This is a genomic window from Psychrobacter sp. I-STPA6b, from assembly GCF_020662265.1.
Classification (GTDB): domain Bacteria; phylum Pseudomonadota; class Gammaproteobacteria; order Pseudomonadales; family Moraxellaceae; genus Psychrobacter.
This window is the reverse complement of the sequence record NZ_VEWM01000122.1, coordinates 262,926-276,944: the sequence shown is the minus strand read 5'-3', so window position 1 is coordinate 276,944 and position 14,019 is coordinate 262,926. Positions and strand designations below refer to the sequence as shown.

Below are 14,019 nucleotides of genomic sequence, written 5' to 3'. Positions count from 1 at the left end.
ATGGTCTGATAATACTCTTCTTATATTTATTATAAAGTGAACTTAATTATGCACGACTCATTCTTACGCCTAAAATGCCGCCCATTGACTCGCTACATAAATAAACAAAAGGCATTAAATACCTGTCTATATACTATTGTACCTCTGATGGCACTTGCTACAGCATCTGTTAGCCATGCAGGTAATATGTATATTTACAAAGATAACAACGGACAAGTACTACTGACCAATGTCAATCCATCAGGTAACTTTAATAAGTTTACTCAACGTGTCAAAGTTACTTACTATCCTGAATCCCGCATTCAATCCGGCGGTGCAGACTCTAGCACACCAACCTCTTCAGCATCTATTAATGGCTATCGTGGCTTTAGTACACCAAGCAATAGTGCCAACCGCAACGCTTATGACAGCTATATCCGCGCTTCTGCTGCACGACATGGTGTAGATCCTGCATTAATCAAGGCCATGATGCACACCGAATCAGCATTTAACCCCAATGCAAGATCTCCTGTAGGGGCTCAGGGGCTCATGCAATTAATGCCTGCCACCGCTCGACGCTTTTCTGTTAGCAACCCATGGAACCCTGCTGAAAATATCGAAGGGGCTGCCAAATATATCGCATGGCTAACACGCCGTTTTAATGGCAATATTGAACATGTGGTTGCAGGTTATAATGCTGGTGAAGGTAATGTCGATAAATATCGTGGTATTCCACCATTTAGAGAAACTCAAGATTATGTAAAAAGAGTATTGGGACGCTATAACAATATTTACCGACTAGAGTTCAATGCAGCCGCAACAAATACGCCTTCTCAAAATAGCACACGTAGCGCACACATACTGCCTGCCAGCTATGCAACCAATCAGGTTGTCTTTAGTGACTCACAACCACAGCCAAGCAGTTATGCCCAATCAGCCTATGCTGCGCTACGCTAATTTAGCTCTAATTTATATCAGTAATATTCAACTATCATCATTAAAAAAAGCACCTGACTATCAGGTGCTTTTTTTAGCTGTTATCCAGTTACTCAAGTATCCAGTCTTAAAATAAATGATTAATTACTGGCATTTCTTGATGACCCGCATCTTCTTCTGCAACAACCTGTCTGGCAACGTGCATAATCAACTGTCGTAACCATCTATGTGCTGGGTGGTGCTGTAGTAAAGGTGACCATGCCATCGTTAATTCAAATTCAGGAATAAAAAACGGTGGCTCTTTTAAAACAATACTGTCATTTGTGGCTTGCATACGAGCCACACGGGTGGGTAGCGTCGCTATCAAGTCTTTATTGGCTGCAAGCATCGCTGGCATCTGGTAATGACGAGTAAAAACACTAATTTGACGCTTCTGCCCCAAACGCTGTAATGCTTGATCAATTGAGCCTAATCCGCCTGATTTCTCTGGATTCACCCCAAAACCAACACCCATACCAGTCTTTGATACCCAAACATGTTGTGCTTTTAGATAGTTTTTTAGATTAAACCGATTCACATAAGGACTTTGTGCCGATAATAAACAACTAAATGTATCCCGCCAGACCAATACTTGATGGAAACTTTGTGGTATCTCATTAAAGCGGTTAATTGCTAAATCCACCCGCCCCTGCTCCATGTCTCGATATGACACATCAGAGGGTGTTAAAAAGTCTAAAATAACATTAGGTGCTTCTGAGCGTAATGCTTTTACTAATCTAGGTACTAAAGTTGCTTCTGCATAATCTGAAGTCATAATCCGAAATACACGTGATGTACTATAAGGACGAAACTCTGTACGTGGCTCTAACACTTGGGTTAAATCGGCTAAAATTTCACGGATACGAGGCTGTAACTCTAATGCTCGCTCTGTTGGCGTCATTCCTTCAGAAGAGCGAACCAATAAAGGGTCATTAAATAACTTACGCAAACGCCGTAAAATATTACTCATTGCTGGTTGGGTAATACCTAATTGTTCAGCAGCACGTGTCACGTTCTTTTCACGCAAAAGCACATCTAAATGAACCAATAAATTTAAATCAACACGCTGTAAATTCATAAACTTTAATACTCACTTGTTTCTATATATCTCTATAACCATTATATATTACACTTCAAAACACCCTTGAACCCTTATAGACCCTGTACTATAATAACAGTGAATACTAAAGATAACTATCATAAATTAGATAAATCTTTCTAAGCATTATATAGTGATTAATATAGTGAATGCTGTTATAGTTAAATACAGTATCGTATCAGATGTACTTAATAAAGATAGAGGGATAATATACAAGTTCAGATGATTTAGTATATTTGCAGCTGTTATACTGCATTTGGATTATTACATTATACCAATTAAAACTATCTTTTCTTTTTTTACTTTTGCAATCAAGGAGATATTAGATGTCTACATTTACATCGGCAGTAGAACATATTCGTGAGCTAAAACAAAAGCATGGAAATTGGCAAAATATTAGTGAAACTGATGCAGCACGTATGGTTGTGCAGAATCGTTTCAAAACAGGATTAGACATTGCAAAGTATACAGCTGCTATCATGCGTCAAGACATGAAAGAGTATGATGAAGATACTTCTAAATATACCCAATCTTTAGGTGCATGGCATGGTTTCGTCGCTCAACAAACCATGTATGCAAATAAAAAATATTTCAACACCACTTCTAAGCGTTATATCTATTTATCAGGCTGGATGGTTGCAGCACTCCGCTCAGAGTTTGGTCCCCTACCTGACCAATCTATGCATGAAAAAACCGTTGTACCTGCATTGATTGAAGAAATCTACGCTTTCTTGCGTCAAGCAGATGCTAAAGTGCTAAATGACTACTTCCGTGAGCTTAATGCTGCTAAAGAAGCAGGTAAAGATACCAGCGAAATCCAAGCAAAAATTGATAACTTTGAGTCACACGTTGTGCCAATCATCGCTGATATTGATGCTGGTTTTGGTAATGAAGAAGCCACTTACCTACTTGCTAAAAAAATGATTGAAGCTGGTGCTTGTGCAATTCAGATTGAAAACCAAGTATCTGATGCAAAACAGTGTGGTCACCAAGCTGGTAAAGTAACTGTACCACATGAAGACTTCATCTCTAAGCTAAACGCTATCCGTTATGCTTTCCTAGAGCTTGGTGTTGATGATGGCGTAATCGTTGCACGTACTGACTCTGAAGGTGCTTCACTGACTCAAAAAATCCCAGTATCACAACAAGCTGGTGACTTAGCTTCTCAATATATTGACTTCTTAGACGTTGAAGAAGTAGATATTGCTGATGTTAATGAGTATGACGTATTGCTAAAACGTGATGGCAAGTTAGTACGTCCTAAGCGTCTAGCCAATGGTCTATACCAGTTCCGTGAAGATACTAACATTGACCGTGTTGTTCTTGACTGTGTTACTGCCCTAGAAAACGGTGCTGACCTACTATGGATTGAAACGCCAACACCAGATGTTGAGCATATTAAATCAATGGTTGACCGCATCAAAGAAAAACAACCAAAAGCGAAGTTGGTATACAACAACAGTCCATCATTTAACTGGACGCTAAACTTCCGTAAGCAAGTGATTGCGAAATGGGAAGACGAAGGCAAAGATACCTCTGCCTATAATAAAGATGACCTAATGAGTGCAGAGTATGATGGCACTGAGTTAGATAAAGCGGCTGATGATATCGCACGTAACTTCCAGAAAGATGCGTCTAGACTGGCTGGTGTATTCCATCACCTCATCACTTTACCAACTTATCACACCACTGCTTTACATATGCACGAGCTATCTAAAGGTTACTTTGGTGATGAAGGCATGTTGGCGTATGTTGCAGGTGTTCAACGTAAAGAGATTCGTGATGGCGTCTCTTGTGTGAAACACCAAGCGATGGCTGGTTCTGACTTAGGTGATGACCATAAAGAGATTTTCTCTGGTGATAATGCTCTAAAAGCTGGTGGTGAGAAAAACACCATGAACCAGTTCTAAGATATTACACATGATATCTATGTAAATGAATAATTGGTCAATTATATTCAATCTGATATATAACATTTGACCATTGAAAAAAACCGCTCTACAGTAGTAGGGCGGTTTTTATTTTATGTCTGTTTATTTTGTCGCTCTTTGATTAATAAATACAGCCTATCGGTTATTTTTACCATAGATTGCCTACTTCTATTTACCAATACCATTTTTTTCTATTATTTTGCCACTTGTCATCAAGATGTCATATAAATTTACTTGTTATTCTATGCCTTCTATCCTAGGATTATAGTAGTGAATTAATTATCACCATAAGGGAATGATATTATGCAAGAAATTGAGCTAAAGTTTTTAGTTCCTGAATATAAAGTCAATGCACTGATGCGCCAAGCAAATATTAAATCTTCACAAACTTCACAACTGGCAGCACATTATTTTGATACCCCCACTCAGCAATTGGCAAAAGCAGGTATTGCTCTACGTATTCGTAAAGAAGGGGATGAATGGGTACAAACCATTAAGACGGCAGGAGATGGTATGGCAGCTCGTCTTGAGCATAACCATACTTTAGATGCTCAACAACTACCAAAAACACAAGCTGATGCTCTTAGCCCTGACTTAGAAATCTATCATGATACAGCCCTCGAAGATACATTAAGCCAGCTAGACATTGATGAGTTAAGTAACCAACTGGTGCAACTCTATGTCACGGATGTTGAGCGCATTACCCGACTGGTCAAAAAAGAAGGCAATGTTATTGAAGTTGCTTATGACCAAGGGCAAGTAATTCATGGAGAAGACAAGTCCCAACAGCAACATATCCACGAAATCGAGTTTGAGCTATTACAAGGAGATACTGCTTACTTATTTGAGGTCGCTAAAACATGGTGTAAACGCTATAAACTGTGCTTATCCACGGTGACCAAAGCAGAGCGAGGTAGTTTGTTATTAGCGAATAAGACACATAGTGATGCTGTAAAATCAGACCTAAAACAGTTGGCTATCTCCAAAAAAATGAGCCAGCCAGCCTTTATGCGTGCCATTGTGCATAACTGTATGATACAAATCTTACCTAATGCTAGTGCCATTGCCGCAGGTAGCAAAGATGGCAATCATGTGCACCAGTTACGTGTTGGTATTCGCCGTTTACGCACAGCACTAAAATTCTTTGCAGACTTCTCTGAGCAGATTAATACAGACTGGATACCCGTTTTAAAACAGACCTTTAGTCTTTTAGGCGAATATCGTGACCGTGAGATTCTACAAATAAAAACCCAGCCAATGCTTGAAGAGCAAGGTGCACCCTTTGTAGACTGGCAGGAAGAGCGCCAAAGCTTAAAGATACTGCCTATTGATGCCGTACAAGCCAATGACTTTCAACTAACCCTGTTAGAGCTGATTGAATATACCATGTCTGACCCAGACTTGGAGTCTAATAGTAATAAAAAAGCAAAGGCTAAAGTTACCAAAACTCTAGATAAGCTTTTTGCCAAAATTGCCAACGCCAGTGAGCATTTTGATACATTGGATATTGAAGCACAGCATGATGTCCGTAAACGCCTAAAAAGTTTACGTTATATTAGTGAGTTTGCTGCACCAATCTTTAAAAAGAAAAAACATAAAAAGTTCTTAAAATATCTAGAGCCTGCACAAGATGTTCTTGGGGAATATAATGACAGTCTAGTTGGTCATGATTTTTATCAACAAAAAGTAACTGATGATGCTAATGCTTGGTTCGCTGTTGGCTATTTTGGCGCACAAGAAAAACATGCTGCCAAACGCTGTGCAGAAAGCCTAAAGAGTGTTAAAAATGCACCAAAATTTTGGTAGTAGCCTCTAACTCAATAGATGCAGGGTATGTATATTATGGTTTTAAAGTCGTACTATCTACAAACCACCCAACCTACCCTGCTGCTATATTATCTTCTATTTTATACTATGCAAAACATTACAAAACAACGCTAACTGTTTATAACCACTAGGGAATAATTATAACCCTTGTGCCTTCTGTAACTTGGTCATATAAAGCCACCACATCATCATTGCGCATACGAATACAACCATGTGACAAAGGCACTCCCATCGGCTCTGTATCTGGTGTGCCGTGGATATAAATATAACGCTGATAAGTATCACAGCATCCTGACTCATTACTGCCTTGATTCACCCCTACTTCACAGCCAGATAACCATAAAATACGACTTAAAATCCAGTCTCGCTCTGGAAATTGACGTCCAATATGAGCATCATAAATCTCACCTGTCGGCACACGTCCAACAAACACTGAGCGTATTGGCTCATCACCACCGATTTTCTGTGCAATGACATGCTCTCCCAACGGTGTACAACCACTCCCTTCCATTGCTCCAATACCATTCTTTGCAGTAGATACGCTATAACAAGCGACTGTTTGTTCATTCTCTATTAGGCTTAACGTTTGCCCCGCAATACTTATTTTGATATAACAGGTATTGCTATCTTGAGACCTTAGACTTGATACAGACTCATTGTCTACACGGACAGACACCTTAGATTCTGTTGTACTTAACATAAAAGACCTATAAACTGACTATAATTTTTACTGGGGGATTGTATCCATCTATCAACCCCCGTAATATATCACTAAATTTTAGCTATAAAAAAACCTTATATGGCAAAACTAACACCCACTCGGGTTTCATTGTATGACTTCTTAACGATTGATACCTTACCAATAGATTCTATAGTGGCAGACAGTGGTCGTATGTCTCTACCACAAGCCCGAATTATTATTGAGAGCTCTATTCAAGCAACCATCTGCGCATTACTCGCTTATCAACAAAACTTTGATGGCTCAACCATCCTAAAAAAGCTACTAACCCGTAGCCAAGTCAAAGAGCTTCGTCACTATAATGCCTTTAATCTCAAGACCATGCAAATTGCCATGCAGTATGGGCAACCACTACTAAACACTCTATATAAGAACAGTGACACCCTACATACAGCTTATGAAAAGCTAGCAGAACAAAGCCATACCTCTAGCAAACAAGTGCGCCCTTTATTAGCAGCACTCACTCTTATCTATCTACGTGAAATCGCTATTTTGACAGATTACGCATATTTAGATGGTCAAGAAATAGACGAATGGTTCAAGCTACAACCTCAGTTTTTACGTTTAGAAAAACGCCAAGCTGACCCACTATTTATAACAAATCCCGTTACAACTAATACAGCAGATGAAACAACTACTACTCAGCAAGCATCATCTGCCACTCCTATACTAGACCGTACCGAATATATTGTATCTAGCTTTGACTTGACTTGGTGTGACATTGTGGGCTACCAAATTCCACAGCAAAAACAAAAATACCAAAGTGAGGAAACACTACCCCAATATGCAAAAGTCATTGGGCGTGTCTCAGATAATAAAAACACTGCAAATTCATCACAGCCCAGCCCAACTGATGACATATTAGAGTTTGATTCATTATCACAGATTTCATTACCTTATCAGCGTTGGCTATTAAAACTGGCTAAGATTGCCGATATTTACCTCAGTAGAAACCGCCTTCATATCACCTCTGAGCCAGAAAAACCACCCAGCCGACCGTTAATTAGCAAACATTTACTTGGTAATGCACCTGAAACACCCAAGACTGCCAGTGAGCAACCGATTGAGTATGACACACCACCTCCTTTCTGGAAAAATCCTGTTATCCTGCTGATTGTGGCAGTCATTGGTGGATTAAGCATACTGGCTGTCATCAAGTATCAATATAAAGAAAGACATACCACAAAGATAACTGTACCAAGTACCTCTCAACAAGAGCCTATTATTCATGACATTGCCATTGTTCGGGTTGATGATGAAGAAAGTAAGGATAAGGATGCTAATGAAAGCTCCGAAAAGCAACATTAAAAATCTTTTCTTTATATAATTTGAGAATATAAAAAAATCCCCCTTTATTAAAAGAGGGATTTTTTATTTATCTGCTGTTCTATAAACATATTTAGGCTCAATTTAACCCATAATAGTCTATAAAAACCACCTTATGATAAATCACGCCCTTTGCTGGCTTCAATCGCCAAACGCAAGCCATTTAGACGGATAAAGCCTTCAGCATCTTTTTGGTCATACGCCCCTGCATCATCTTCAAAAGTAGCGATTTTTTCATCAAATAGCGAATTATCTGACTTACGACCCACCACGCTGACACTGCCTTTATACAATTTGACACGTACTGTTCCTGAAACATATTCTTGTGACTTATCAATCAAGGCTTGTAACATTTCACGCTCAGGGCTAAACCAATAACCATTGTAAATGATTTTAGCGTAACGAGGCATCAGCTCATCTTTTAAGTGCGCTGCTTCACGGTCTAGAGTCAATGACTCAATAGCACGGTGAGCTTTAATCATGATTGTTCCTGCTGGTGTTTCATAACAACCACGAGATTTCATACCGACATAGCGGTTTTCAACGATATCCAAACGTCCAATACCGTGCTTACCGCCCAACTCATTCAGCTTAATCATCACTTCAAACGGTTTTAGTTGCTCACCATTAACTGCCACAATATCGCCTTGCTTGTATTCTAGCTCAACATACTCTGGCTCATCAGGGGCATTCTCTGGGCTAACTGACCAACGCCACATATCCTCTTCTGCCTCAGCGTATGGGTCTTCTAGTAGACCACCCTCATAAGAGATGTGCAGTAAGTTTGCATCCATTGAATATGGAGATTTTTTCTTATTAGCAGCAAAATCAATAGGAATATTATGCTCTTCGGCATATTTCATTAGACTTTCACGGCTTGATAAATCCCACTCACGCCAAGGTGCAATGGTTTTAATTTCTGGTGCTAAAGCGATTGCACCAAGCTCAAAACGTACTTGGTCATTACCTTTCCCTGTTGCCCCATGACTGATGGCATCAGCATTATGCTCTTTGGCAATCTCAACCAAACGTTTGGCAATCAAGGGACGTGCAATAGAAGTACCTAGTAGATACTCGCCTTCATAGATGGCATTGGCACGAAACATTGGGAACACATAGTCACGAGCAAACTCTTCACGTAAGTCTTCAATATGAATATTTTTAATACCCATTGCTTGTGCTTTGGCACGAGCAGGCTCAACTTCTTCACCTTGCCCAATGTCAGCAGTAAACGTAATCACTTCAGCGTCATAAGTTTCTTGCAACCACTTAGCAATGATGGAAGTATCTAGCCCGCCTGAATAGGCAAGAACAATTTTATTAATATTTTTTGGATCAAGTTTTGACATAAATATTTCCTATAATGTTAACAATAAAAAGCGCTTTCGTGATTTGGAGGTCTTAAGCATCTCAATACACTGGATACAAAATCATCAATATCATAATGATATAGATTGAATCTATATCTCAATAGACCCCAGCATATAATACAACCCACCAGTCTACACCAAATTTAAAACAGACAAAAGCCAGATTCGCTCTAGATTTATTGATAATGACCACAGCTTCCCCATATTCACTATAGCCCCCTAGAAAAACCTGCTATCATAACCACATCATATATCGTCTTTTTATATTTTCTTCTAATACTTGCAGATTTAACCTTCAAATTTAACGTGGAATAGCCAGAATCAGCTAATTATGAATATGACAGCCAATACCAATACAGCCACTTCCTCTTCTGATACCCCAAACGAAATCACTCTATTACAGCCAGATGACTGGCACATTCATTTACGTGATGGAGAGGCATTAGCCACTACCGTTGCTCATGCTGCCAATAGTTTTAATCGGGTGATTTGTATGCCCAACCTTGTGCCACCAGTCAAAACTGCAAGCGATGCGATTGCCTATCGCCAGCGTATTTTAGATGCCTTAACACAAGCAGACATAACCAAGCAGCGTAAAGATGAATTTAACCCACGCATGACTTTGTATTTTACTGACAATACCAGTGCAACTGATATTAAAAATGCTGCCGAAAGCGGTATTGTACAAGCGGTTAAATTATATCCTGCTGGAGCAACCACCAACTCTGCTGATGGTGTCACTGATTTAAAACACTGCACACAAGCACTTGAAGCCATGCAAAAATATGGCTTACCACTCTTGGTACATAGTGAAGTAACCCATGCTCACGTTGATATTTTTGATAGAGAAAAGCAATTTGTTGATAGCACATTAGGACAAATTGTTCGTGACTATCCAGAGTTAAAAATTGTCGTTGAACATATCACCACCAGTGATGCAGCCGACTTTGTACTGGCTCAAGGTGATAATGTGGCAGCCACCATCACCCCACAACATTTGCTATTTAATCGCAATCATATGCTTGTTGGTGGTATCAAGCCTCATTTTTATTGTCTGCCTATTCTTAAAAAAGCGACGCATCAAGCCAGACTTTTAGAAGTGGCAACCAGTGGTAATCGCAAGTTTTTCTTAGGAACAGATTCAGCACCTCATGCTACCCACAAAAAAGAAAACGCTTGTGGCTGTGCTGGCTGTTACAGTGCTAATATTGCCCTACCTTTATATGCAACAGCATTTGATAGCGTGGGTAAAATTGATAGACTTGAAGGCTTTGCTAGTATATTTGGAGCAGAGTTTTATGGATTACCATTAAATACCAGCCATATCACCTTACATAAGCAACCCATGACCATTGCAAGTAGTTACCCTTATATGGATGGCTCAACGCTGACGCCATTATCTGCGGGAGAAACTCTACCTTGGTCAATCAAAGCATAAATAAACATATAACAAACTGCCATCAATACAGTGAAACAAGCGGTTGCAACATACCAATAACCCATCAAAAGATGGGTTATATTTTATTAGGGTATTACCCTACTCAATCACGTTTTGATAGTATAGGACAAGCTTAATATATCTATCCCACTTACACAATAGAATAAAGATTTATGACTTCAAATAGTAATATCCTCACAACTTCAGATGATACTCAGCCTAATGTAACAAACATAGCAAATACAGTATCTACAGAAGATGGGACAACGCCCTCAAAAGAGACTACTGACACCATTACCAAGCTCAATGAACGCTTCCGTAAGTTTATGCCAGTCGTGGTTGATGTAGAAACGGCTGGCTTTAATGCCCAAACCGATGCCCTTTTAGAAATTGCTTGTATCCCTATTTTAATGGACGAAACGGGTCGATTCTATCAAGGTGAACCGCTGAATGCACATATTGAGCCTTTTGAAGGTGCTAACTTAGAAGCACGTGCCTTAGAATTTACTGGCATAGACCCAACAAATCCGCTGCGTAAAGCCATTGCTGAAGATGAAAAAACAGCACTGCGCCGTATCTTTAAAGGCTTAAAAGAAGTACGCCGTGAGCATGATTGCCGTCAATGCGTCTTAGTTGGTCATAATGCCCACTTTGACCTCAACTTTTTAAATGCAGCTATAGCTCGTACCAACAGTAAAAACCATAGTCCATTTCATGCCTTTTCTGTCCTAGATACAGTGACTTTATCTGCTTTAGCCTTTGGTCAAACTGTACTGGCAAGAGCCTGTAAAGCGGCTGGCATTGACTTTAATGGTTCAGATGCACACTCTGCACTATATGACACTCAAAAAACTGCTGAACTATTTTGTCATATTCTCAATCAATACCCAATGTTAGCTAATGCCATGCATCAACATCATGAGAACAGTGAAACTGACGCTGAAGATTGCTCGACTGGCTCAGATAAAGCATAAAAAAGTCCATCATCTTCTAACCACCTTCTAACTGCTAAAAAAACTGAATAAAAATCAAAAAAGGTGTTGACAACATCACTCTATATCTCTAAAATACGCACCACTTCGACATTAATGGTGAAAGCAGTTGAAGTATGATGTGTCCCGTTCGTCTAGAGGCCTAGGACACTGCCCTTTCACGGCGGTAACAGGGGTTCGAATCCCCTACGGGATACCACTTATTCTAAGTGAGTAAATTAGTTATATAGATAGTAAATCTAATAGCCTCACACTCTAAAAAACCAGCTTTGATTCAAAGCTGGTTTTTTTATGCCTGAATTTTCCTTTATCTATATCCAAACAATCATACCACTTAATAATGTTATAGCCTGCCCACTATAAATCCACCACGCTGTTAGCCTCGCTAGATGTACTACATGTACTATCTGCACTAGGTTGCCTTATGGTGAAATTATATTAGATTGACTATAGTATACAAACCAGTATATAGATAGCTATTTGATCAGTTGAAGAAGACTACAATAGATATTGACAAATAAAACAAGACACACGGATACTAACCATGGCTGGCTCTTTAAAAAGAGAGCCAGCTTGTTACCATAAAGAAAAGCACAGCCAAAATCACTAACATGCCTAAAATAGCCTGTACAACAAAGAATGCCTGATGGCGTGCAAACAGACTCATTACTGTCTTACTTAAACGGTGATGCTTTATAGAACGACTTGCCGTCACATTTACCTCTTGTAGCTTATATTTACTATCATTACTAATCAGTTGCTGTAAAAAATTCTGCCATTCATTCACTTGCCATGTATATGGCTTAAAAGATAGCGTACTGTATATGGGATATTGAGTATTTTCTTGTACGCTGTCTCTCTTATCCAACATCAGCACTTGCATTTTCCACTGAGAAAAACGCCGATGTGTCAACTGACTAAAGTCTAAAAACTTTAAATTATAGTGCCGACAATCCTTCAATAGATTATTCTTAATGGCTTGCAATGCTTGTTTGCTACCCTCAAGATACTGAAAAAAATAACCATTGCCATAACATAAAATACCTGTGATTTTATTCTTTTTATTTTTATAGTTAGATACATATTCAATATCATTGAGTACACTACTTAACTGTGCTTGATATGGTTGACTAATCTGACTGATATAAACCAACTGATATAACTTTTCTGACCAATCCGATAAGATAGCAATATTATTATTATTTTTCATGTCACCCTCTTATTGAATATTATTATCATGATTTGAATAGTTAATACTTATTTATTACTGCCTGAACCCTATAATACGCTATTTATTAACAAAAATATATAAAAAAACACACTTACATAAAATATTATTACTAATATTCGACTTAAAATAATATTGATATACAATTCTACATTTTTGGTATATGGCTAATTTTCTGAATTTAAAATGGCTTCTAATAACTTAACATCTTCAGGATGTGTCATTTTTATATTTAATCGACTACCTTCTACTATCTTTATAGGTAAGCCTAAACGCTCAAATCCACTCGCTTCGTCAGTAATAACACCATCTGATTCACTCATCCGGTGTAGCATGTCTCTTAATACTCCCAAGCGAAATACTTGTGGTGTCTGAGCCTGCCATAAATTCTGTCTATCTACTGTTTGAATAATATTGCTATCGCGTGCCACTTGTTTCATGGTATCGACAACTGGTACACCTAATATAGCACCATATTCAACCTGAGCAGCTGTCTCAATCACAGCATCAATATGCTCTGGCATCACGGCGGGTCGAGCCGCATCATGAATCAATACCAAATCTGCATCATTAGAGTCTGGCTGTTGCCAAATTGCCTCCACTCCTGCCATCACAGATAACCAACGCTCAGCACCACCATACACCGTGGTCACTGCTAAAGGGTAGTTTAGTGTTTGTGCATAAGCATCATCTTTGGCAATGACTAAAAATACATGTTCAATAAATTGACTACGGCTCAGTTTTTCTAGCGAATGTAACAAAACTGGCTTACCAAGTAGTGATGTATACTGCTTTGGTCTCTCTGCACCAAAACGGCTACCCTTTCCTGCAGCAACAACTAAAGTATGAACTTGAGGAGTCTGATCTGACTGCTTTATAGAAGATTCAGTTTGTAACATGGATTTATCATTCATCATTTCGAAGTTAATGGATTAACACACTCAACTTACTAAGAATTAATTGTTGGAGGCTTAATGATAAAGGTTGCACACCTTATCATATAAAACCAATATATCGGTAATTTTTATAGACATTCAGTATTAATAGGGGGGATGAATGTAAAGAGTAAGGATACAGATAGGTGGGATTTGTTATTTAAATCAGATAATAAGCCG

The 14,019-nt window shown here is 38.8% G+C and carries 11 protein-coding genes and 1 tRNA gene; 7 read left to right on the top strand and 5 right to left on the bottom strand.

Annotated elements, in window-relative coordinates:
• The first annotated feature begins 147 nt into the window (after window positions 1-147).
• The gene (locus FHK88_RS13465) at window positions 148-936 is read left to right on the top strand and encodes a lytic transglycosylase domain-containing protein (protein WP_227431260.1); all 789 of its coding nucleotides are present in this window, start codon (window positions 148-150) and stop codon (window positions 934-936) included.
• A 106-nt stretch (window positions 937-1,042) separates the two neighbouring features.
• On the opposite strand, the gene FHK88_RS13460 is transcribed toward FHK88_RS13465, so the two are convergent.
• The gene (locus FHK88_RS13460; RefSeq protein ID WP_227431220.1) at window positions 1,043-2,032 is read right to left on the bottom strand and encodes a LysR family transcriptional regulator; all 990 of its coding nucleotides are present in this window, start codon (window positions 2,030-2,032) and stop codon (window positions 1,043-1,045) included.
• Window positions 2,033-2,379: 347 nt separating this feature from the next.
• On the opposite strand from FHK88_RS13460, the gene FHK88_RS13455 reads away from it, so the two are divergent.
• Window positions 2,380-3,963 carry an isocitrate lyase gene (locus FHK88_RS13455; RefSeq protein ID WP_227431219.1) on the top strand — a complete coding sequence of 528 codons (1,584 nt, stop codon included), beginning with the start codon at window positions 2,380-2,382 and terminating at the stop codon, window positions 3,961-3,963.
• Window positions 3,964-4,287: 324 nt separating this feature from the next.
• The gene (locus tag FHK88_RS13450; RefSeq protein WP_227431218.1) at window positions 4,288-5,790 is read left to right on the top strand and encodes a CYTH and CHAD domain-containing protein; all 1,503 of its coding nucleotides are present in this window, start codon (window positions 4,288-4,290) and stop codon (window positions 5,788-5,790) included.
• A gap of 148 nt (window positions 5,791-5,938) precedes the next feature.
• Here FHK88_RS13450 and FHK88_RS13445 read toward each other — a convergent pair whose 3' ends face one another.
• A complete protein-coding gene (locus tag FHK88_RS13445; protein ID WP_227431217.1) occupies window positions 5,939-6,511 on the bottom strand; it encodes a L,D-transpeptidase in 573 nt (190 codons plus the stop codon).
• 99 nt (window positions 6,512-6,610) lie between these two features.
• Here FHK88_RS13445 and FHK88_RS13440 point away from each other — a divergent pair, with 99 nt between their 5' ends.
• Window positions 6,611-7,858, top strand: coding sequence for a hypothetical protein (locus tag FHK88_RS13440; RefSeq protein ID WP_227431216.1), 1,248 nt, complete (start codon window positions 6,611-6,613; stop codon window positions 7,856-7,858).
• A gap of 131 nt (window positions 7,859-7,989) precedes the next feature.
• Here FHK88_RS13440 and FHK88_RS13435 read toward each other — a convergent pair whose 3' ends face one another.
• Window positions 7,990-9,225, bottom strand: coding sequence for an argininosuccinate synthase (locus FHK88_RS13435; protein ID WP_227431215.1), 1,236 nt, complete (start codon window positions 9,223-9,225; stop codon window positions 7,990-7,992).
• A gap of 358 nt (window positions 9,226-9,583) precedes the next feature.
• On the opposite strand from FHK88_RS13435, the gene pyrC reads away from it, so the two are divergent.
• The 3 genes from pyrC to FHK88_RS13420 all read left to right on the top strand — a co-directional run bounded on the left by pyrC (window position 9,584) and on the right by FHK88_RS13420 (window position 11,875).
• Window positions 9,584-10,684, top strand: a complete 1,101-nt coding sequence (gene pyrC / locus FHK88_RS13430) for a dihydroorotase (RefSeq protein WP_227431259.1) — start codon at window positions 9,584-9,586, stop codon at window positions 10,682-10,684.
• A gap of 173 nt (window positions 10,685-10,857) precedes the next feature.
• Window positions 10,858-11,658, top strand: coding sequence for a ribonuclease T (gene rnt / locus FHK88_RS13425; RefSeq protein ID WP_227431214.1), 801 nt, complete (start codon window positions 10,858-10,860; stop codon window positions 11,656-11,658).
• Window positions 11,659-11,799: 141 nt separating this feature from the next.
• A tRNA-Glu gene (locus FHK88_RS13420) sits at window positions 11,800-11,875 on the top strand.
• Window positions 11,876-12,232: 357 nt separating this feature from the next.
• Here FHK88_RS13420 and FHK88_RS13415 read toward each other — a convergent pair.
• Both FHK88_RS13415 and ispD read right to left on the bottom strand, forming a co-directional pair.
• Window positions 12,233-12,886 carry a BLUF domain-containing protein gene (locus FHK88_RS13415; protein WP_227431213.1) on the bottom strand — a complete coding sequence of 218 codons (654 nt, stop codon included), beginning with the start codon at window positions 12,884-12,886 and terminating at the stop codon, window positions 12,233-12,235.
• A gap of 185 nt (window positions 12,887-13,071) precedes the next feature.
• The gene (gene ispD / locus FHK88_RS13410) at window positions 13,072-13,803 is read right to left on the bottom strand and encodes a 2-C-methyl-D-erythritol 4-phosphate cytidylyltransferase (protein ID WP_227431212.1); all 732 of its coding nucleotides are present in this window, start codon (window positions 13,801-13,803) and stop codon (window positions 13,072-13,074) included.
• Window positions 13,804-14,019 lie beyond the last annotated feature (216 nt).